Origin of the sequence: Pseudomonas syringae pv. coryli str. NCPPB 4273 (assembly GCF_000972175.1) — a bacterium.
In the GTDB taxonomy this organism is placed as follows: Bacteria; Pseudomonadota; Gammaproteobacteria; order Pseudomonadales; family Pseudomonadaceae; genus Aquipseudomonas; species Aquipseudomonas syringae.
Genome location: NZ_AWQP01000076.1, coordinates 1 through 21,098 on the forward strand (window position 1 = coordinate 1; position 21,098 = coordinate 21,098).

A 21,098-nucleotide genomic window follows, 5' to 3' on the forward strand; every position below is an offset into this window, starting at 1 on the left:
CGCGACCCCGGCCGTTCCTCGTCTGTTTTTGCCTTGCCTGACCTTCGCTCGCCGACTTTTCGTATAGAGCCTAGTGCCCATCGTGGACGTGTGAGTACTACTCGCACGAACAACCGATATTGCCTTTACAGCCTGCCGGAAGGTCATTCCGGCGGGGCGCGTTCATACGTTGGTGAGTCCCTATGTCTGCATCGTTTTCAAGCCCGGAGCCACGGCCTTCCGGAGCATTTTTCGCCTTTCTGAAAAGGCTTCATTTTTACATCGGCGTATTCGTCGGTCCGTTCATGCTGGTCGCGGCCTTGAGTGGCGTCGTCTATGCACTGACCCCGCAGATCGAAGATTCGCTCTATGCGCATGCGCTGCACACAGACAGCCGTGGCCCTGCCATGAGCTTGCAGGCGCAGATCCAGCGCGCGCAGGCATCGGCAGGTCCAGGCCTGAGCGTTGCCGCAGTGCGCCCGGCACCCCGGGAAGGGGATACCACTCGGGTCATGTTCAGCGATCCGGACTTTGGCCCGTCAGAGCATCGGGCGCTGTTCGTGGACCCGGTGAGTGGCGAAATTCGCGGCGACATGAAGGTCTACGGTACCAGTGGCATATTACCGCTACGTACCTGGATCGATCAGTTTCATCGAGGCCTTCTGCTGGGCGATGTCGGCAGGATCTACAGCGAGCTGGCAGCTTCATGGCTGTGGGTGGCTGCGCTCGGAGGTCTGGTGCTGTGGGCGGTTCGCCGTCGTCGGCAAAGTCGTGAACGCGGCAACGTGCGCCGCTGGCATGCTACTACCGGCGTATGGCTGCTGCTGGGACTGCTGTTCTTCTCGGCCACCGGTTTGACGTGGTCACAGTACGCCGGCGATAACATTGGCGTACTGCGTGCCTACTACGGCTGGTCAACGCCCAGTGTGGCCACCGCACTGGGCAAGTCGGCGGCGATGCCCATGTCTATGCCCATGGACGAGCACGCCGAGCATCATATGCACATGGCGCCGACGACACAGGCGTCCGAGCTGGACCCTGCCTTGTTCGACAGTGTTCTGGCCAAAGCGCGCGCCGAACATATCGATGCTGCCAAGGTTGAAATCAGGCCATCCGCAAGCAATGACAAGGCCTGGGTAGTCAGCGAGATAGATCGCAGTTGGCCGACGCAAGTAGATGCCGTGTCGATCAACCCGCAAACACTGGACGTGGTGGATCATGTCAAGTTTGCAGACTATTCGCTGCCCGCCAAGCTCACCCGCTGGGGCATTGATGCGCACATGGGTGTGTTGTTCGGTCTGGCCAATCAATTGGTGCTGGTGGTGTTCGCCAGTGGCCTGGCGGCCATGGTCGTCATGGGTTATGTGATGTGGTGGCGACGCCGTCCAATGCTTTCTCAACCACGCAATCAGCAGGCAACGCTCTTGAGTCTCTGGCGCTCGTTGAATCCGGGCGCGCAATGGGCGTTGATCCTGGGTGCACTGCTGACTGGCTTTGCGCTGCCCGTACTGGGCGTGAGTCTGCTGGGCTTTATCATCCTGGACGCGCTACTGGGCTACCGGCGAGCCGCAAGACCCTTGGTCGAGGGCAAGGTGTAACCCTAAGGTACGTGGGTGATGCTTCACAGGCACCTGTTCGGAGCAAGAGAACAGGTGCCTGAAACCCAGCATCTGTCAGCATTATGCATTCCCGCTCAAACCGGGATATCCGTTTTTACATCGACCGAGTGCCCGGTCGTTTCAAGGCGGGAAGGTCAGACACTTGCCCTGTCAGCGATATTGCGTACATGAACACAAGCCTTCAGGCGGCCGATCAGTTCAGGCTGAAATCAATCACCACTCTGGAGGGCACATCTCCGTTCTCCAGTCTGCTGAATACATCATTGATGGCAGACAGCGGCTGGCGTTCGATATCCGCCTTGACCTTGCCTTCGGCGGCAAAGGCCAGAGCTTCGGACATGTCCTGACGGTTGCCCACGAATGATCCGCGCACGGTGATGCAATTGGCAACCACGTCGAACAAGGCCATAGGAAAGTCACCTGGTGGCAGACCAACCAGAACGCAGGTGCCGAGCTTTCTGGTCATCGCGACACCCTGCTTGAACGCGCCCAGCGAGGGTGCCGTGATCAGCACACCATGAGCACCGCCGTCTGTGGCCGTAATGACTGCCGACACCGGATCATCGCCCTTGGCATTCACGACCGCATCAGCGCCCAGTGCAGTGGCGTGAGCCAGCTTTTGCTCGTCAATGTCGACCGCACAAACACGCAGCCCCATGGCCTTGGCGTACTGCACGGCAAGATGGCCCAGACCGCCGACACCAGAAATGACGATCCATTGTCCCGGACGAACCTCGGCTTCCTTGATGCCTTTATAGGTTGTGACACCGGCACAGATAATGGGGGCAGCTTCACACGCCTCGAGCCCGGCAGGTATATGCGCCACATACTCCGGATCAGCGAGTATGTACTCGGCAAATCCTCCGTTGCGTGTATAGCCACCGAACTGCGCTTTCGCGCAAACGGTTTCCCAGGCCTGAAGGCAATACTCGCAGTGGCCGCATGCCGAATAGAGCCATGGCACGCCCACCCGTTCGCCCATTTGCACAGCGGTTACTCCGGCGCCCAACGCCACGACAGTTCCGATACCTTCGTGCCCCGGCGTGAAGGGCAAACCCGGCTTCAAGGGCCAGTCTCCCTTGGCTGCATGCAGGTCTGTGTGGCATACGCCGCAGGCTTCAACCTTGACCAGAATCATGCCCGGTCCTGGAGCAGGTATGTCCACTTGCTTGATAACCAGTGGTGCTCCAAAAGTCTCGACAACCGCTGCCAGCATTGTATTTTTCATCACGTTCCCTCTATTGAGCAGTGCTTTTCGATCCGACAAACGCCGGATCGACAAAACCTTCACGCGGTTACGTTCAATTCAATCCTCTGACCGCTTCGATCATTTTTACCAATACGGCCTGTGCGTCGCCGTACACCATGTTGCAGTTGTCTGCATAAAACAGTGCGTTCTGGATGCCGGCATAACCCTTGCCTTCACCGCGCTTCACCACATACACGTGATGAGCCTTGTCGACATCAAGGATAGGCATGCCGTAGATGGGAGAGGACTTGTCACTGCGTGCAGCAGGGTTGACCACATCGTTGGCGCCGATTACCAGCACTACATCGGTGTCGGGAAAGTCGGCATTGATATCGTCCAGCTGGAAAATCAGGTCGTAGGGGACACCCGCTTCTGCCAGCAATACATCCATTTGGCCAGGCATTCGCCCGGCAACCGGGTGCACGGCGAAGCGCACCAGTACGCCAGCCGCCTGCAGCAATTTCACGAACTCGTAGAGCTTTTGCTGCCCTTGGGCGACTGCCAGGCCGTAGCCCGGAACGATGATGATTTTGTTGGCGTAACGCATGGCCACACCTGCATCACCTGGAACTGACGGTTTGAGCTCGCCTTTGATTGCAGCGCCTTTTTTGATGGGTTGATCACCAAAGCGGGCAAAGAGGACATGCGCCACTGTACGGTTCATGGCCTTGGCCATCAGCAGCGTGAGCAAAATACCGGCAGCCCCCACCAGCATCCCGGCAATCATCATCGCTGGAACCTGCAGGACAAACCCTTCGAGACCGACGGCCAGGCCGGTGAACGCGTTGTAGATGGAGATGACCACTGGCATGTCCGCGCCACCGATAGGCAGGGTCATCAAAATCCCGAACAGCAGCGCGCAGGCGAAGAACAGACCGATCAACCATAGAGCGTCGCCTGGGGCAGCACCGGTTTCTCGCATAACGAATACCAGCCAGCCTCCCACGGTCAGCGTTACAAGCATCAGTAACGCATTGATCAGTTGCAGCCCCTTCATACGCAGAGGTTTGTTGATGCGCCCATCCAGCTTTGCCCAGGCGATCAGGGAGCCCGATAACGAAACCGAGCCGATCAACGCGCCCAGCAACGTGCCGCTCATTGCAGTGAGATCGTGTACATGATTGCCCAGCAGTTCCATGGCTGCGATAGAGGCCGCTGAACCACCCCCCACACCGTTGTAGATCGCGACCATTTGCGGCATGGAGGTCATCGCAGCCTTGCGTCCGCTCCACCACGCCGCACCGCCACCCAGCAGTAATGCCAGAAGTGCCAGACTGATATTGACGGGTAGGGCGGGGCGAGCGGCTTCGCTCACCGAAAAGGCATACAGAAAGCTCACCACTACAGCGGCCATCATGCCCCAACCGGCAACATGGATACCTCCCGCCGCAGTCACCGGTGAAGACATACGCCATAGCCCATAGATGAGCAAAAAAGCAGCAAGCAAATACACGATACCTGTAAGCCATTGCGACGTGATGATAAGCATGCTCATGCCTCAGGCCTTTGCAGGCTTTCTAGTAGCGGAGTGATGGGTTTTGCGCCGTTTGACCTCGGGTGCGCTTGTCTGGAACATTGCCAGCATTCGACCGGTGACGGCATATCCTCCCGCCGCATTAGCTGCACCGAGCAATACCGCGACGAAACCAGCGACCTGCTCGGCAACTGTCGCCGCATCGAGCAATCCGATAAGACCGCCGACCACGACGATGCCATGAACAAAGTTGGAGCCCGACATCAGAGGCGTATGCAGAATGGCGGGTACCCGACCGATGATCACCCAGCCGGTAAATGCGGCGAGCATGAAAATGTAAAGTCCAACGAAGCCGACGATGCTCAAGAGGCTTGCTCCTTGGGTGCAGCGTTCAGATCTGCAGCGACTTTCTCAGGCGGATGCATGAGTTTGCCTGCATGGGTCAAAACCGTTTGCGCCAGAACCTGATCGTCCCAGTCGATGCTGATGACGTTGTCCTTCAGCATCAGGGCCAACAGGTTGAACTGGTTTTTCGCATACAGCGTGCTGGCGTCCTGGCTCAATGAAGAGGGCAGGTTAAGCGGTGCGATCAAGGTGACCTGACCGATCATGATGATCTTCCCGGGCACGCAGCCCTCGCAATTCCCGCCACCTTCGGCCCCCAGGTCGACGACCACGGCTCCCGGCTTCATACCTGACAGTTGCTCGCTGCTGATCAGGCGCGGAGAGGGGCGGTCCGGTATGGCTGCGGTGGTAATGACCAGGTCTGCATTCTGAATATGCTCGGTCAGGATGCGGGTAACTTCGGCTTTTTCGGTTGCACTCAGCTCCCGTGCGTAACCGCCTTTGCCACGAGCATCAATGGCGACATTGATGAAGCTTGCGCCGAGCGACCTGGCCTGTTCCTCGGTTTCCGGCCTAACGTCATAACCTTCCACGATAGCGCCCAGGCGATGCGCAGTGGCAATTGCTTCAAGGCCGGCGACCCCCAGGCCAAGTATCAGTACGCGTGCCGGCCCCACGATACCTGCCGCAGTGGTGATTTTCGGCAGGATACGCGTCATATGAGCCGAGCCAAGTTGCACTGCGAAGTAACCTGACAAGGCAGACTGGCTAGAAAGGGCATCCATTGACTGGGCACGAGTGATGCGTGGTACACGCTCCATGGCAAAACAGGTAATCCGACGCTCCAGTAATCGCTGTACCAGCGCAGGGTTTTTCTGCGCATGGGCAAAGCACAAGAGGACCGAGCCGGGCTTCATTTTGTCCACGATATCCAGGGAGGGCGCTTGAACCGCCAGAACGACGTCGGCTTCGTGGACCAGTCCTGCTCCAGACAGAAAAGATACGTCCTGATAGGCCGTGTCCGGTAGAAAGCTGGCATCGCCAGCTCCCTTCTGCATGTGCAGTCGGGCGCCAAGTGCCTGCAGCTTTGCACAGAGGGTCGGTACCAAGGCCACACGTCGCTCGTGCGGGTGAGTCTCTTTCATCACAGCAACATTGACGTACATCGTGCGCTCCCTTGAGGTCAATGCCCGACGATTGCCGGGCATCTGGAATATCTCTGGATGCGGGCATCAGGCGGGTGCCTGAGCGTCCACGTAACGTACGAGTTTCTTGTTCACGAATTGCTGAATCCCCATGTCGCCAAGCTCGCGACCGTATCCCGAGTCCTTGATACCTCCGAAGGGCAGTTCTGCATCGCTCCAGCTGATATTGTTGATGAACATCATTCCGGTCTCGATACGGCTGGCGACACGACGGCCTCTGGCGAGATCCCGGGTAAATACCGAGCCACCCAGACCAAAGTCGGAATCATTGGCCAGGGCAATGGCCGCTTCTTCATCCGGCACTCTGAAAAACATCGCGACAGGCCCGAAGAACTCGTCTCGGTAGGCAGGGTTGTCAGGGGAGATTTCGGTCAGGATGGTCGGTGCCATGAAGGCTCCGGGGCGATTAATTCGGGCTCCCCCCAGAAGCACTTTGGCGCCATGGGCGATGGCCGTCTGCACCTGCTCGATCAATTGCAGTAGCGCCTCTTCCGAAGACAGCGGGCCCAGGGTCGTTTTCTCATCCATGGGGTCCCCGGCCTTCAACAGGGCCAGCCCTGCTTGAAACCCTTCGAGAAACGCATCGGCCAGTTCGTCCACCACGATGAAGCGCTTTGCGGCGCAGCAGGTCTGCCCACAGTTATACATTCGTCCCCAGATCGCCCATTTGATCGCGAGCTCCAGGTCGGCATCTTCCAGAACGATGAATGCATCGCTGCCCCCCAATTCCATGGAGGAAGGTTTCAGATTCTGCCCGGCCCGTGAAGCCAGACTACGCCCGGCGCTGACGCTGCCGGTCAATGCGACGCCCTTGATCCGCGGATCATCGACCACGCTGTTGGACTGCTCGTGGGAAATCAGCAGATTGGTGTAAAGCCCCGGCGGAGCGCCTGCATCAAGAAGAATCTGCTCGAAAGCAATCGCGCATTGAGGAACGCAACCAGCGTGTTTGACCACCAGCACGTTTCCAGCCATCAGGTGCGGGCCCGCAACACGAGCCAGTTGATAGAACGGGAAATTCCAGGGCTCAACCCCGAAAATCACGCCGATAGGGCTGCTTTCCATGTGCGCCTCACCTTGCAACGGGTGAAGAGCTTCCGGCGCCAGAAACCGTTCGGCGTTACTGGCGTAGTACGCCAGAATGGCAGCGCTGAATTTTACCTCGCCTCTGGCCTCGTTCAGACGCTTGCCCATCTCCAGCGTGGCTTTGCGAGCCAGCATGTCGAATTGTTCATGCATCAACTCACTTGCCTTGGCAATTATCGAGGCACGCTGCGCATACGTCTGATTTTTCCAGAACAGGTAGCACTGCGCAGCGGTTTTGAGCTTTTGCTCAAGCTGCTGATCGCTCAGCGTCTCGAACTGTTCGAGCAATTTGCCGTTGTACGGGTTGATCGTCGTGTAGGCCATAACGTGTGCCTTGAGTGAGGAGAGGGCGCCTGCAAGCTACGGGTTTGAGCACCTGTAGTGCCTTGCGCTGACCTCATTACCTTGTACCCGTCCCTGGCGCGCTGCCAGAGTCGGAAACTACCCATGGCCACCTTGCTTGTGGGGCGGCTATAGGCTTGGCAGGGCACACGAGTCCTGCCGAGAGGGCCGGCTGATGGTGAATATCAACTACGCAACGTATGGGCAGGTAAACGGCGTAGTATCAGCAACAGCGTCAATCCGCAGCAGGTCTCGTCAGGAATATTCAGCATGCGAGTAAACCGATCCATCCCCGAAGGATCAACCTCGCTGGAGGTCCCGTCGAGCGCTTGCCCAGGTACGAGTCTCGAGTCGACGGCACTGCATCAACGCAAGGATTTCAACCAGCGTTCGATAGACGACGTACTTTACCGAATAGCGGCGCCCGTTCTTTTTCTCGACAGTGACCTGAACATAGTCTTTTTCACTCCGGCAATTACGCGTCTGTTCAATATGCTGCCCTGCGATACAGGCCGCCCGTTGGCTGATCTTTGTTCCAGAGATACGACCATTCACCTGTTGTCCGAAGTTCAAGACACGCTAACCAGCGGATTACCCTGCCGGACGCTGATCGCATCAAGCAACGGCTGCTGTTTCGAGTGTGTCATTACTCCCTGTCCACCTTGGCAAAGTGGAAAGAATGCAGTGGTGCTGGTGTTCACGGAAACGACTGAAGAGCGTCGCTTGAGCAACGCACTTGCCAGTGCTTACGAGCAGGCATCTCGGCAGCACGTTGCGCGCGCAGCGAGCTGGAACCGCGCTGATCAGAGGCTTCGCCAGTCTGCGCAGGCGGTTGCGGTCATTGCCGGTCAGCTTGCGGCGACGAGTTGCGGACAGGACGATCCGGTTCCCGTTCTGGTGGAGCAACTGGTTGAAGATATGGAGATTTTCTTTGGTCGTCTTGAGGCGCAATGGGACGCGAATGCCGATGAGAAAAGCCTACCTATCCCGGATGCACTGGATTTTCCGATTCAAGAGATCTTTGACACGTTGGCCAACGTTCTAGAGCCCCTGGCTTCTGCGCGGAAAATCCGGACGCGAATAGTCGCCAGTACACTGTGGGTCAGAAGTTATCCGGAGGGTCTGGCAAGAATACTGGAACGCATAATTTCCAATGCCGTCAGGCACATCAGTAGTGAGCGACTGTCGTTGGGGTGTAGAAGGCGTTCCGGGTGGGTGGACATCGAGCTGAGATATACGGGGCAGGGGAGTCGTACTGATGCAGTGCGTATCCTGGCAAGCCCGTATCCGGATGACTCGGCGAACCGCGTTCAGGGCAGGTGGAGTCTGTATATTCCCGGGATTCAGCTGCGGGTCAAGACGCAGCCTGAAAAAGGCACATTTATCTCTATCAGCGTGCCGCTGTCCCGCTCACACCGTTGTGCGGCCGACGACAGGGTTTCTTCCCCCACAAAAATACACGTTTCAGGCGGCAGGCTTTTGATCGTTGAGCCTGATGAGCACTTGCGTGAATTGCTGAGTGGTGCCCTTGGCCATCTTGGGTATCAGATCGTTGCTGTCGGCAGCGCTTGCAGTGCTCTGGAGTGCATCGCTCACTCGGGCGTCCAGCCGGACCTGATTCTGACGGCTTATACACTGGATGAGCAATTGGACGGTGTACAGCTCGTCAGGGTAATGCGTCAGCAGTTCAATAGAACGATACCCGCGATCATATTGAGCACGGACACCCAGGAATCGGTTTGTCAGCTGATTTGGGCAGAAAACTGTACGTTGCTTCGAAAACCCGTGGGATTGAACATGCTGTCCTTTATCATCCGCGCATTATTGAAAACAGCGATTCAAGAGGAGGCCGACTTATCCGTAAAGTCAGAGCTCCCTCCAATCATATTTCTGGTAAACGATGATGAGCTGCTGAAGGCTACGTTGCGGGAGTCGCTGGAAGCCAACAGGTATGAAGTTCAGGACTATTGCAGCTGTGAGGAATTCCTTGCCGGCTATTCCCCGGGGCGCCAGGCCTGTCTGATTGTGGACGCTCATATGTCTGGTATGAGCGGAATCGAACTGGTCAGAAAATTGAGGGGTGAGGATGACGAACTGCCAATCATCATGATCAGCAACCATAGCCGAATTTCATCGGTCGTCGATGCCATGAGCGTCGGAATCTGCGACTTTATTGAAAAACCGTTCCGCCGTCAGGACTTTCTCAACAGCGTGGCCAAAGCCTTGCTGACGTATAAAAAGACTGAAGTCCTGCGAGCCAATCGCAAATCTGCCATCGACCATATCGCTCATCTTACCGTGCGTCAGCGTCAGATCATGGCAATGGTATTGGCAGGCCAGCCCAGCAAGAATATAGCCGTCAACCTGGGCATCAGTCAGCGGACCGTTGAAAAGCACAGGGCATCAATCATGTCGCGAACGGAGGCAAAATCCATCCCCGAGCTGGCTCGCCTTGCCTTGGAGGCAAGCGCATTGGCTCGGTGACATGCGGCGACTGTTATCGTTGCGATGAGACGATCAGGTGAGAGACAACCTTCTGTACCCCGGCAGTACGCAATGCAGTCGAGCGTGCCATCTCCAGCTCGGGAAGTGACGCTACGGCCCCGGTCAGGGTGACTTCACCGTTGTTGACCAGCACCTCGATACCATGAGCATCAATACTGGCCCTGCGCCTGAATGCCGACTCGATATCCGCCTTGATCGTATCAGGGTAGGTATGAGTACCTATGGTGATATCGTTGTTGATTCCTCGGACACCCTGCAGGTATCGCACGGCATAACCTGCCGTTTGTCGCTGGTGGTCAGACGCTACCTCGCCACTGAGCACCAGCCAGCCATCTGACACATTGACGCTGATTTTATGATTGGCGAGTGAGGTATTCCATTCCAGCGCATTGACCGCTGCCGAGGCAATATCGCTATCGGTACGCACATGATCCGAGGAGACAACCACTTCAATATTATTCATAAGCGCCGCCACCCTTGATACCTGGGAGACCGCTTCCTCCGCGTGCCATTTTTCGGCATGACTGCTTACCTCGCCAGAGAGCGTTACTGTTCCATCGCGTACATGCACCTTGATGCGCTTTGCCTCCAGGGCCAGATCCCAGTCCAGTTCTGCCATGACCTGCTGGTACAACTCTTCATCCGTAGTCATCTGCAACGCTCCAGTGGCTTCAAGGCAATGTGGCCGATCTGCCGGATACTATCGCGTTGCAGAACTTTTCAGCAGGATCGGAAAGTACTCATGCGGTGGTCGCGTCCCAGGCGCAGTAATGACGATGTTATTTGTGATGCGCCTGATATAAACCAAACGTTCGCCAGCGTGAGAACGATGCATCCACCCATTCAAATACTGTTTGAACATCACACCAGTTTTGTCCATGCGTCCGGGTGGTCAAGTTCACACTGGATGCTTTTTGCCCGTCGGTCTTTTCAGGAGGAAGATTGATCCAGGTCAAATGAAGCCTTTAAAAAAGGCACACAATTCAGGAAACAAGATCTATCAAAAAAGCAATAGGGTATACACCTCAGCCCTCCTATTCCAGCAAACATAAACAGAGCGAACGATCGTTGCAGGTTTGCACGTTGCTTGTCGAACAGCCCATAGCGTCTCTTGTTTGGGCGTCCCCTCCATTACGTTTCGAAGTTGGCATATCGGCTAAACGATAGACCGCCCTCGTACCTGCGATAGCGGAAACAGCGAGCAGTCAAGACTATGAAGCTAAAATCACTGCAGGCACGCATTTGTATAACGGCAGGCTTATGCCTGTTCATTTCATCTGCCAGCTTGGTTGCCTATGGGTTATTCACGTCTCGAACCAATGAGCAGTATGTCTCTGACGAGGTGGCGGTGCTCATCGAACACTCCACTGTTCGCGAAATTCAGAACCTGGCCGAATCACGAGCAAACGCCATTCAGGCCAAGTTACAAAGTGCACTTGATGCCGCTCGGACAATGGCCAGCACGTTTGCTGCAAGCAAAGCTTTGCAGAGCCCGTTGACGCTGGGGCGTGAGCAGATCAATAGTGTTCTGCTTGGTGTTTTGAAAGACAATCCAGAATTCAACGGCACTTACTCATGCTGGGAGCAGGACGCGCTGGATGGAAAGGATCTGATATCCAGAGACACTCAGGACGGTAGCAATCCTTTGACAGGGCGTTTTACGCCTTACTGGACCCGTAGCCCCGATGGTCGTATTGCGGTGCAGCCTTTGGTTGAGTACGACTCAGCAGACAGCCATCCTAACGGTGTTCCCAAAGGAGGGTGGTACCAGGGGCCGAAGTCGACGCTGAAAGAAAGCGTACTGGACCCGATTCCTTATGTTGTACAAGGGAGCAACGTCTGGCTGACAACGTTGTCGGTCCCCGTAGTAGCCAACGGAAAGTTTTACGGCGTCGTAGGCGCTGATTTCGACATTGCCTTCATTCAAAAACTGAGTGAACAAATGTCAGCCGAACTTTACGGAGGAAAAGGTTCGGTGACCATTCTGAGTAACCAAGGCCTTGTGGTCGCTGACAGTCAGCGTGCAGAGCTTATAGGCCAACCGATGAAAACCTTGTTTGCTGATTCCTGGGAAAAGGTCTTGAGTGACATCCAGGGTGGCCGCGGCAAAAGCTTACTCAATCAGAACACCCAAAACTTTGAAGTACTTATGCCCATCCCGCTTGGACGCACGGGCAAGCCATGGGCTATTTTTATCCGCCTGCCAAAAGCGGTGGTGATGAGCCAGGCCATTACGCTGGAGCACGAATTACAAGCGCGCAGTTTGAATAATAGTATCTGGCAAGTTTCGGTAGGCTTGACCATCTTGCTGTTGGCTCTGACGGCGCTATGGTTTGCTGCAGCTAAAATTGTAGGTCCGATAAGGGAGGCTGCCGCACTGGCCGCGAATATCAGCCTTGGCGATTTTTCCAGACGTCTGGTTCAGCGATCCGAGGACGAAGTCGGGCAATTATCATTTGCGCTAAACGATATGTCTGACAGCTTGCAGCGTCAGGTCAAGGTCGCCGAACGAATTTCCGAGGGCGATCTAGACCTGGATGTCAGGCTGTCATCACCCAACGATACGCTCGGAAAATCACTGGAAAAAATGGTCAGCAATCTGAACAACCTGATATCCGAGGTACAGGTCAGCGCCACTCAGATTACCGGCAGTTCCGAGCAGGTCACGGATCTGAGTCAGTCGCTGTCGGACGGCGCAGCAAACTCTGCATCCTCGATCACCGAGATCAGTGCGGTCATGACGCAAATGGCCGCTCAAACGTCGGACAACGCGGTCAACGCCAAAAAAGCCGATGAACAATCGCAGGCTTCACGAGCTGACGCCGGAGAAAGCGACAAGCTGATGACTGAGCTTATTTCAGCGATGACGGAAATTGACAATTCAGGTAAAGACATCACCGCGATAATCACCACCATCGACAATATTGCAGCACAGACCAACCTTCTGGCGCTGAACGCGGCGATAGAAGCGGCGAGAGCAGGGGAGCTTGGGCGTGGTTTTGCAGTGGTGGCTGACGAGGTACGCTCTCTGGCGGCACGCAGCGCGGAGGCAGCCAAGCAGACAGCAACACTGATTGCCGACTCATCTACCAAAACGCAGCGCGGGATGATCATTGCCGGCAGAACGGCCGAATCACTGAAAAATATCGTGAGTGGAACCAGTGCAGTCTCAAGCCTGGTTTCTCTGATCTATCAGGCATCCAGTGAGCAGGCTTCTGGCCTGCAGCAGGCCAGCCTCGGGCTTGAACAGATTGATGAAGTGACGCAACAAAATCAGTCCAATTCCCGAGACTGTGCAGCTTCCGCAAAAGACCTGTCGGTGAGGGCGTCTCTCATGCAGCGTGAGTTGAGCCGCTTTAAGGTAAAAAAGACACCTCTACTGTGAACGGATTCACTCACTGTGCACGATCGGTCGCCGCCTGATAAGCGTTGGAGGTCTCGCTCAATACGCTGCGACCGTTCCGTCCTTCCTCGGATCGGTCCCGCCCACGTACCCATGCGCGGTGCGCTGAATAATCTGCGCACCGCCGAAGGCAAACACGCCGCTTGGCTCTTCGACATCGATGTCGTGACCTTTGGCGCGCAGTGCTTTCACCACTTCGGGGTCAAACGCACGTTCCACGGCGACTTTCAGGCCGGATTCGATCCTCCAGCGCGGTGCGTCGGCAGCGGCTTGCGGGTTCTGTTTGTAGCGCAGGATGCGCATCATCATCTGCAAATGACCCTGCGCCTGCATCGGGCCGCCCATCAAACCGAAGGACATCAGCGGCGTGCCGTCGGCATTCATGACAAAACCGGGGATGATGGTGTGGAACGGACGTTTGCGCGGCGCGACGTAATTGACGTGCTGCGGGTCCAGCGAGAAGCCCGCGCCGCGGTTCTGCATGCTGATGCCCGTACCGGGTACAACCACACCCGAACCGAAGCCCATGTAGTTGGACTGGATGAACGAGATCATCATGCCGCTTTCATCCGCTGCCGAGAGGTACACCGTGCCGCCCGGTTTTGGCGAGCCGTGCCCGGGATTGGCGGCCTGATCGGTGATAAGCCCTGCGCGTTCCGTGAGGTACGCCTTGCCCAGCAAAGCGGCTGAGGGCACGCGCATGTGCTCGCTGTCGGCGACATGTTCGTCGAGGTCGGCCAGGGCCAGTTTCATTGCTTCCAGCACCGGATGAACCGTCTCGAGGCTGTCCACCGGGTGTTCACCGACGCCCAGTGCTTCGAGCATGGTCAGGCCGGCAAGGGTGGCAATGCCCTGGCCATTTGGCGGCAGTTCATGCACCACAGCGCCTGCGTATGGCACCGACAGGGTGTCGATCCAGTCCACGGTGTGCGTCGCCAGGTCGTCGAGGCTCATCACGCTGCCATTGGCGTTGGCATGGGCAATGATTGTTTGCGCCAGTTCGCCGCGATAGAACGCTTCGCCTTTGGTCTGCGCGATCAGTTCCAGCGTACGGGCGTGGTCCTTGAGCCGGATTTTCTCTCCGGCCATGGGGGCCTTGCCATCCGGCATGAAGCACTCGGCAAAGCCCGGTTGGTCCTTGAGCAGATGCGCGCCGCGTTTCCACAATTCGGCGATAATCGGCGTGACCTGATAGCCGTCGCGGGCATAGCCAATCGCCGGTTCGGCCAGGGTCGCGAAGGGCAGTTTGCCGTAGCGCGCTGACAGCTCCACCCAGGCCGAAACTGCACCCGGCACGCTGACCGCAGGCCAGCCGCGTTGCGGCATCTGGCTCTGGCCTTCGAAGTATTCGGGTGTCCAGGCTTGTGGCGCGCGGCCGGACGCGTTCAAGCCTTGCAGCTTGCTGCCGTCCCAGACGATGGCAAAGGCATCGCTGCCGATTCCGCAGCCGGTGGGCTCGACCACAGTCAGTACCATGGCCGCGGCGATGGCAGCGTCGACCGCATTGCCGCCACGGCGCAGCATGTCCAGCCCGGCCTGAGCGGCCAATGGCTGAGAGCAGGCGACCATATTGTTGCCCATCACCGGCGAGCGGGCCGACGCGTACGGTTGGTTGTAATCCAGATCATCGAACATAAGCGTTTCTCTTTGGCAGAAGACGAAAGGTTTAGCCCTTGGGGTCCAGCGCATCGCGCAGGCCGTCACCCAGCAGGTTGAAACACAGGACCGTGATGTAGATCGCCACGCCAGGCGCAATCGACATCCACGGAGCCTGCTCCATGAAATTTTTCGCAGTATTGAGCATCGAGCCCCAGGACGGCGACGGCGGTTGCTGGCCCAGGCCGAGGAACGACAGGCTGGCTTCGGCCAGAATTGCCGAGGCGATGGTCAGCGTTGCCTGTACCACCAGCGGCGACATCACGTTGGGCAGTACGTAACGCAGGATGATCCAGCGATCCGGCAGACCGATGGCGCGGGCACCTTCGAGGTAATCTTCGTGCTTGATCGACAGCACCTGGCCGCGGGTCAGTCGGGCAAAGATCGGCATCGCGGACAGGCCGATGGCGATCATCGCGTTGGTCAGGCTGGGGCCGAGAAAGGCGCCCAAAGCGATGGCGAGCACCAGAAACGGGCAGGACAGCAGCGCTTCCATGACTTGCGAAATGATCATGTCCAGCTTGCCGCCAAAGTACCCGGCCAGCAGGCCCAGCGGCACGCCGATAAACATGGCGATGGCCACCGAAACACCCCCGGCCAGCAGCGAGCTGCGGGCGCCATACAGCAAGCGCGAGAACAGATCGCGCCCCAGTTCGTCGGTGCCCATCCAGTAGATCAATGAGGGCGCCTTGCGTACCGCGAGGAAGTTGGCTTTGAGCGGATCATGGGGCGCAATCCAGGGCGCCAGAACCGCCGCCAGGACAAACAGCAACAACACCGCCGCGCCAAGCACCGCGCCTTTGTTGGCCAGGAATTTCTTCAGAAAAGGCGAGCGACTGCGGGGCAGTATCGCGCTGTGCGAGAGGCTGGCAATAGCGGTCATCAGGCAGTCCTCAGACGTGGGTTGATCAGGCGATAAAGCACGTCGGCCAACAGGTTCAACATCAGGAAGCCAATCGCGACACACAACACCACGCCTTGCACCACGGCGTAGTCACGGTTGAACACGGCGTCGACGATCATCTTGCCGAACCCCGGAATGCTGAACACCTGCTCGGTCAACACCGCACCGCCGAGCAACTCGCCGAACAGCAATGTCGTGAGGGTGATGATCGGCATCAACGCGTTGCGCAGCGCATGCTTGAGAATCACCGTGCGCGGGAACAATCCCTTGGCCCGGGCGGTGCGCACGTAGTCAGCGCGCAGTACTTCCAGCATGGCGCTGCGGGTGTGGCGCATGAGAATCCCTGAAAGCCCGGCACCCAATACGAACGCTGGCAGGATCAGGGTCTTCAGGTTTTGCCCGAAGTCCTCACCCATCGGCACGAAGCCGGAGGCGGGCAGCCACTGCAGTTTCACCGCAAAGACCATGATCAGCAGAATGCCCAGCCAGAAGTGCGGAATGGAAATCCCCGACAGCGCCACCACGTTGGCCCCGTAATCCACGGCGGTGCCTTTGCGTACCGCCGAAATGATCCCCGTGGGAATGCCGATCAACAGCGCAATCAGCAGGGCCAGCACGGCCAGTTCGATAGTCACCGGCAGTTTCGACGCCAGCAGCGTGGTCACCGGTTGCTCGGTGCGCAGCGATGTGCCCAGGTCGCCGGTCAGCACGTTGCCGACCCAGTTCAGGTACTGCAACGGGATCGGGTCATCGAGCCGGTACTTGTCGCGCAGGTATTCCATGACCGCCGGATCGCGCTCTTCCCCGGCCATGGCCAGCACCGGGTCACCCGGCAGCAGCTTCTGCAGGGTGAAGACGAACAGCGAAACCAGAATCAGCGTCGGGATCGAGCTGAGCAGGCGTCGCAGGATGAACATCAGCATACCGGAACCTCGCAGGTGCGCCCGTCAGTCATGGTTTGAACGCGACATTGTTCAGACGAATCAGACCGTCCGGGTTAGGGACGAAACCGGTCACGTTGTTACGCATGGCAATGATTCGCGGGTCAAAATACAGGTAGGCGGTCGGTACTTCATCGGCCAGCAAGCGCAGCGCGTCGTTGTACAGTGCCTGGCGTTGTGCAACGTCGTTCACGGTGCGCGCCTTGTTGAGCAGTTCGTCGAGCCTGGCGTTGCAGTACTTGCCGTCGTTCTGGCCGCCTTTGCAGGTCACGAACTGATGAATATCGCCATCCGGATCAGGACGGCCCGACCAGGCGCTCATGCCGATCTGGAAGTTGCCGCTCGCCTGTTCGCTGAGCATCGTCGCGTATTCAGTGGCAATCAGGTTGACCTTGAAGCCCGCTTCTTCAGCCATGGCCTGAATGATCTGCCCGACCTGTTGCGCGATGGGGTTGTTGGCCACTTTCAGGTCCACCGCCAACGGTAGCTTCACGCCGGCCTGCGCCAGCAGCGCCTTGCTTTTCTCGACATCGCGAGCCGGGATCGGCAGTTCCTTGTCGTAATACGGGCTGTTTTTCGGGAACGGTTGAGCGCTTGGCGCGTACAGACCCTCGAACACCACCTGGTTGATGGCATCGCGGTCGATGGACAGCTCAAAGGCCTTGCGTACGCGCTTGTCCTTGCCCATCGGCGAGTTGGCTTTTTCACCGTTGCCGATGTTGAACATCAGCTGCATGTAGCCCAGGCCCGGTGTGTTGTAGATCGCTAGCTTGCTGTCGGCCTTGACGGTTTTCACATCGGTTGGCGCAACACGCTCGATGATGTCCAGGTCGCCGGAGCGCAGGTTGGCCAGGCGCACCGAGGTGTCCGGAATCGGCAGGAACACCACTTTGTCGAAGTGATACGCCTGTTTATTCCAGTAGTTGTCAAAACGTTCCAGCACGATTCGATCCTGCTGCACGCGCTGGACGAATTTGTAAGGGCCGGAGCAGACCGGGTTGGAGGCGAACTCGCCTTGCGCGGCTTTCGGCGCGAGCATCATCCCGGCACGGTCCGACAGCTGTGAAACCAGCGTGGCATCGGCCTGCTTGAGCTTGATGGCGACGGTTTTTGCGTCTATCACCTCGACGCTGTCCACCGAGGCCAGCTCGCTTTTGCGCAGCGAGTCGGGGAGGGTGCGGGCGCGGTCGAGGTTGAACTTCACCGAGGCGGCATCAAAAGGTTCGCCATCGTGGTACGTCACGCCTTCGCGCAACGTCATGGTCAGGGTTTTACCGTCTTCGCTCCAGTTCCAGGCGGTGGCCAGTTGCGGCGAGTAGGTCAGGTCCGGGTTGACGTCCACCAGTTTGTCGCACAGCGCGGTGTAGACCAGGCGGCCGGAGTAGGTGCGCGAACGATGCGGATCCAGCACATCGGGATCGTCCTGAATGCCGATGCGCAACGTCGATTCGGCGAAGGCAGCGTTGGCGGCCAGCAATAACAATGTTCCTGTCACGACGTGTGCGATTTTCATGGCTGGCTCTCCACTGCAAGGGATTGATGGTGTTTGAACAGATTCAGGCGCTGCGTATAGGCAGCGCTGGGTGTCGGAAGGATCAGCGTGGCGCTGCCTGCGTTGGCGATTTCGCGCCAGAAGTGGCAGGCGACCTGGCGTTCGGCCTCGACGGTTTCCATGACCGGCGCAGCCTCCTTGCACAGCGCACGGGCGTGCGGGCAACGGGTATGAAAGCGGCAGCCTGAAGGCGGGCGGCTGGGGCTGGGCATGTCGCCGCCGAGTAACGGACGCGGCTGGCGCAGGTCAGGGTGGCTGACCGGCACGGCGGCCATCAACGCCTGGGTATAAGGGTGCAACGGGTTTTCGAACAGCGCGTCGACCGGCGCCAGTTCGACGATTTCACCCAGGTACATCACTGCTACGCGGTCGCTCATGTGGCGAATCACGGCCAGGCCATGGGCAACAATCACCAGGGTCAGGCCGAATTGATGCTTGAGGTCTTCGAGCAGGTTGACCACTTGTGCCTGCACCGAAACGTCCAGCGCCGAGACCGGCTCGTCACCGAGGATCAGGCGCGGCTCGGAAGCCAATGCGCGAGCGATGCCGATGCGCTGGCGCTGACCACCGGAGAACTCATGGGGATGCCGACCGCCGTGTTCCGGAGCCAGACCTACCGTGCGCAACAACTCGGCGACTTTGGCCTGACGGTCGCTGCGGCTGACTTTACTGTGCAGCCAGATCGGTTCGCCAACGATGGATTCCACGGTCATGCGTGGATTCAGCGAGGCGAACGGGTCCTGAAAGATGATCTGCAGGTCACGGCGTACCTGACGCAGCTTTTCCGGCGTCAGGTTGGCGAGGTTGCGGCCCTCGTAGATCACGTCACCCGCAGTCGGTTGCAGCAGGTTGAGCAGCAAGCGGCCAAGCGTGGATTTGCCCGAGCCGGACTCGCCGACCAGTGCCAGCGTCTCGCCCTTGCGGACTGACAGGTTGACTTCATTGACAGCCTGTACCGGTGGCTTCTTCGGCTGCAGAAGACCGCTTTCCACGGCGAAGTGCTTGCTCAGGCCGATGCCCTCAAGAATGGGCTTTTGCGCGTTGCTGTCGGGGCTGTCGCGCCCGGTAATGTCTGGTTTGGAAAGGTTCACGCACTGACTCCCACATGCTGTTCCAAAGGCGCACGGATGCACGCGGCGAAGTGTCCGGGGGACAACTCAAGCAGCGGCGGGCGTTCGTCTCTGCATTGCTGGATCACAAACGGACAGCGCCCGGCGAAGCGGCACCCACTGGGCATTTCTGCCGGCGTCGGCACTCGGCCGTTGATCGTTGCCAGGCGGCCTTCACGAGGGCCGATCGAGGGCATCGAGCCCATCAGACCGATGGTGTAGGGATGTTGCGGATCGTCGAACAGGGTTTTCACCGGGCCGCTTTCCACGACGCGTCCGGCGTACATGACCATGACCTCATTGGCGACTTCGGCGACTACACCCAGATCGTGGGTGATCAGAATCATCGCCGTGCCGGTCTCGGTCTGCAGGTTGGCGATCAGCGAAAGAATCTGCGCCTGAATGGTCACGTCCAGCGCAGTCGTCGGTTCGTCCGCTATGATCAGCGCCGGGTCATTGGCCAGCGCCATGGCAATCATGGCCCGTTGCCGCATGCCTCCCGAGAGTTCATGCGGGTAGGCGTCCAGCCGCTGGCGAGCGTCCGGCACGCGGACTTTTTCCAGCATGTCCAGAGCCCGCTGGCGGGCAGCCTTGTCTGAAAGGCCCTGATGACGCATCACACTTTCAGCGATCTGCTCGCCAATGGTGAAGACCGGATTGAGGGAGGTCATCGGCTCCTGAAAGATCATCGCCATGCGATTACCGCGCACGTCCAGCAGGCGCTCTTCGGACATGCCCAGCAAGGCTTCATCGATCAGCAGCGAGTCGCTGGCGCCTACCTTGGCCGTGGTCGGCAACAGGCCCATCAGGCCCATTGAGGTCACGCTCTTGCCGCAGCCGGACTCGCCGACGATGGCCAGGGTTTTGCCGCGCTTGACGGAAAACGACACGCCGTCGACAACATTGGCGGGCGCACCGGCAAAGCGGACGGTCAGGTCGCTGATGCTGAGCACCGTGCCGTCGCCGTTTTCTGTGAGGTGGGCAGTGGCGCTCATAGGCTGGCCTCCAGGTCTTGGTTGATGACGGTGTTCAGGGCCTGTTGCAGCGCACGTAAATGGCCGCGCATGGCGGTGGCGGCCTTGATCGGATCGCGGCTTTCAATGGCGCTGACGATGTCGTCGTGATCGTGGCTGTAGGTGTCGAGGCGGTCGGCATTGCGTGCCCGGTGACGCAAGTCGCGCCAGGCCGGGTCCAGACGGATCGCATCGAGCATTTCGAAGATGTCGAGCATCAGCCGATTACCCGCCGCTTCGGCAATGGCGCGGTGCAGGGCGCTGTCCCACAACTCGATGCCCTCGGCATCGGTCTGCTCGGCGACCTGCTGGCGAGTGGTGCGCTCGGCGAGGCGGCGCAGAATCGCCATCTGTTCACCATTGGCCCGTACCGCTGCCAGTGAGGCAAGTGCCGGTTCCAGGTGCAGACGCGCTTCCATGACCTCGGTGAAATTGGTCCGGCCGGAAAGCCGCGCGAAGCTCATGGCGGCGCTGGGTGGCGTCGGTCCGACAAAAGTCCCTTTACCTTGTCGGCGCCAGACCTGGCCTTCGGCCTCCAGCACCGACAGGGCGCGACGAACTGCGCGGCGGCTAACCCCGAAATCGGCTGCCAGATCGCGCTCGGTAGGCAATGCCCGCTGGGGGAAGGCTGCATGCTGGGCAACGATCTGGCGCAACGCATCCAGCGCCAGTTTCGAAGAGTTGTCGATGGGAATGTCAGGGTCGAACCTTTGCAT

The 21,098-nt window shown here is 58.4% G+C and carries 16 protein-coding genes and 1 pseudogene; 4 read left to right on the forward strand and 13 right to left on the reverse strand.

Features of this window, described 5'->3' with window-relative positions:
- Nucleotides 1-182: 182 nt before the first annotated feature.
- Complete coding sequence (locus P406_RS25980) at nt 183-1,577, forward strand: PepSY-associated TM helix domain-containing protein (RefSeq protein WP_046237765.1); 1,395 nt, start codon at nt 183-185, stop codon at nt 1,575-1,577.
- 214 nt (nt 1,578-1,791) lie between these two features.
- Here the strand turns inward: P406_RS25980 and adhP are convergent, their stop codons facing one another.
- The 5 genes from adhP to P406_RS26005 form a co-directional block, all read right to left on the reverse strand.
- The gene (gene adhP, locus P406_RS25985; RefSeq protein WP_046237766.1) at nt 1,792-2,826 is read right to left on the reverse strand and encodes an alcohol dehydrogenase AdhP; all 1,035 of its coding nucleotides are present in this window, start codon (nt 2,824-2,826) and stop codon (nt 1,792-1,794) included.
- Nucleotides 2,827-2,899: 73 nt separating this feature from the next.
- Nucleotides 2,900-4,342, reverse strand: coding sequence for an NAD(P)(+) transhydrogenase (Re/Si-specific) subunit beta (locus P406_RS25990; RefSeq protein WP_229699192.1), 1,443 nt, complete (start codon nt 4,340-4,342; stop codon nt 2,900-2,902).
- Nucleotides 4,343-4,345: 3 nt separating this feature from the next.
- Nucleotides 4,346-4,687: an NAD(P) transhydrogenase subunit alpha part 2 gene (locus P406_RS25995; protein ID WP_229699191.1), complete on the reverse strand. Its 342-nt coding sequence runs from the start codon at nt 4,685-4,687 to the stop codon at nt 4,346-4,348.
- Nucleotides 4,684-5,832, reverse strand: a complete 1,149-nt coding sequence (locus P406_RS26000; RefSeq protein ID WP_046237767.1) for an NAD(P) transhydrogenase subunit alpha — start codon at nt 5,830-5,832, stop codon at nt 4,684-4,686. The genes P406_RS25995 and P406_RS26000 overlap by 4 nt, the downstream gene beginning before the upstream one ends.
- Before the next feature lie 66 nt (nt 5,833-5,898).
- Complete coding sequence (locus tag P406_RS26005) at nt 5,899-7,281, reverse strand: NAD-dependent succinate-semialdehyde dehydrogenase (RefSeq protein WP_046237768.1); 1,383 nt, start codon at nt 7,279-7,281, stop codon at nt 5,899-5,901.
- Nucleotides 7,282-7,569: 288 nt separating this feature from the next.
- Between P406_RS26005 and P406_RS26010 the strand changes: the two genes are divergently transcribed.
- Nucleotides 7,570-9,783, forward strand: coding sequence for a response regulator (locus P406_RS26010; protein ID WP_082100968.1), 2,214 nt, complete (start codon nt 7,570-7,572; stop codon nt 9,781-9,783).
- 13 nt (nt 9,784-9,796) lie between these two features.
- Here the strand turns inward: P406_RS26010 and P406_RS26015 are convergent, their stop codons facing one another.
- Nucleotides 9,797-10,456, reverse strand: a complete 660-nt coding sequence (locus tag P406_RS26015) for a BON domain-containing protein (protein WP_046237770.1) — start codon at nt 10,454-10,456, stop codon at nt 9,797-9,799.
- 561 nt (nt 10,457-11,017) lie between these two features.
- Between P406_RS26015 and P406_RS30455 the strand changes: the two are divergent.
- Nucleotides 11,018-12,280 (forward strand): annotated as a pseudogene (locus tag P406_RS30455) (cache domain-containing protein); the annotation flags it as partial.
- Nucleotides 12,281-12,391: 111 nt separating this feature from the next.
- Nucleotides 12,392-13,189: a methyl-accepting chemotaxis protein gene (locus tag P406_RS30460; protein WP_370737618.1), complete on the forward strand. Its 798-nt coding sequence runs from the start codon at nt 12,392-12,394 to the stop codon at nt 13,187-13,189.
- Between the two features lie 57 nt (nt 13,190-13,246).
- On the opposite strand, the gene P406_RS26025 is transcribed toward P406_RS30460, so the two are convergent.
- The 7 genes from P406_RS26025 to P406_RS26055 are packed head-to-tail and all read right to left on the reverse strand — an operon-like array spanning nt 13,247 to nt 21,098.
- Entirely contained in the window at nt 13,247-14,842 is a 1,596-nt protein-coding gene (locus P406_RS26025) for a gamma-glutamyltransferase family protein (RefSeq protein WP_046237772.1), read from the reverse strand.
- Between the two features lie 31 nt (nt 14,843-14,873).
- Nucleotides 14,874-15,746 (reverse strand): ABC transporter permease, encoded by an 873-nt coding sequence (locus P406_RS26030; RefSeq protein ID WP_003410575.1) that lies wholly within the window; start codon nt 15,744-15,746, stop codon nt 14,874-14,876.
- Nucleotides 15,746-16,690 carry an ABC transporter permease gene (locus P406_RS26035; protein WP_004417667.1) on the reverse strand — a complete coding sequence of 315 codons (945 nt, stop codon included), beginning with the start codon at nt 16,688-16,690 and terminating at the stop codon, nt 15,746-15,748. The genes P406_RS26030 and P406_RS26035 overlap by 1 nt, the downstream gene beginning before the upstream one ends.
- 28 nt (nt 16,691-16,718) lie before the next feature.
- Nucleotides 16,719-18,221: an ABC transporter substrate-binding protein gene (locus P406_RS26040; protein WP_046237773.1), complete on the reverse strand. Its 1,503-nt coding sequence runs from the start codon at nt 18,219-18,221 to the stop codon at nt 16,719-16,721.
- Nucleotides 18,218-19,351 carry an ABC transporter ATP-binding protein gene (locus P406_RS26045; RefSeq protein ID WP_046237774.1) on the reverse strand — a complete coding sequence of 378 codons (1,134 nt, stop codon included), beginning with the start codon at nt 19,349-19,351 and terminating at the stop codon, nt 18,218-18,220. Before P406_RS26045 ends, P406_RS26040 begins: the two co-directional genes overlap by 4 nt.
- Nucleotides 19,348-20,364 carry an ABC transporter ATP-binding protein gene (locus P406_RS26050; RefSeq protein WP_046237775.1) on the reverse strand — a complete coding sequence of 339 codons (1,017 nt, stop codon included), beginning with the start codon at nt 20,362-20,364 and terminating at the stop codon, nt 19,348-19,350. The genes P406_RS26045 and P406_RS26050 overlap by 4 nt, the downstream gene beginning before the upstream one ends.
- A complete protein-coding gene (locus P406_RS26055) occupies nt 20,361-21,098 on the reverse strand; it encodes a FadR/GntR family transcriptional regulator (protein WP_003401136.1) in 738 nt (245 codons plus the stop codon). Before P406_RS26055 ends, P406_RS26050 begins: the two co-directional genes overlap by 4 nt.